This is a genomic window from Vibrio sp. Y176, assembly GCF_033438945.1.
The window spans coordinates 1-730 of the sequence record NZ_JAWOQS010000467.1 but is presented as its reverse complement, the minus strand read 5'-3'; the positions used below and the strand labels follow the sequence as shown (position 1 = coordinate 730).

Below are 730 nucleotides of genomic sequence, written 5' to 3'. Positions count from 1 at the left end.
AACAACGCCAGCGATAAGCTGAACTTGTTGCAAGAAAACATCTGGCTTAAGAAAGAGCTCGACATGCAAACCCATGTCGGCCCGAAAATGATTGGTCACAGTAAAGTCATGGTGAGTATTCGCCGAGCCTTAATCAGCGCACCGACGAACCAACCTCTGATTTTCGTGGGACAAGACGGCACTGGTCGCCGATTAGCTGCGCAATTTGCTCACGATATTCACGCCACACCAGACAGCGAGCTGATTGCAGCATCAGGTGAAGACCTTTACGAACTGTCGCTAGATGCACTCGACAAAGCCATTGACCACCTGACGGAAGACTCAAATCGTTGCAGTTTGTACCTGCACAGCGCAGAACATATCTCGCTCGCACAGTGGCAATGCCTGTTTAACCACCCGAAATTGGAGCGCGTATTTGGTGCGACGACCAAGGTTGATGCCGATGTTAAAGCGTTCGCAACGCTCATCCACTTACCAACGCTGGATGAACGCAAAGAAGATATTGGCCCACTTTACAAACACTTCGTACGTCATGCAGCAAGCCGTTATCAGCTGCAACCACCGCACCTCAGTTTGGACGAAGTACGCCGAATTACAGAGCTTTCTTGGCCAGAAAACGTTAAACAACTGCGCCAATTTGCGGAGCTGCGCGCTCTCAAACCTGAGACTTTTCGCATGGAAGATTGGGACAGTGAAAAGAGCATCGAAATTCAGAGCATGACTCAACGCA

The 730-nt window shown here is 49.9% G+C and carries 1 pseudogene; it reads left to right on the top strand.

The features are described from left to right. Positions 1 to 730 (top strand): annotated as a pseudogene (locus tag R7O13_RS26735) (sigma-54-dependent Fis family transcriptional regulator); the annotation flags it as partial.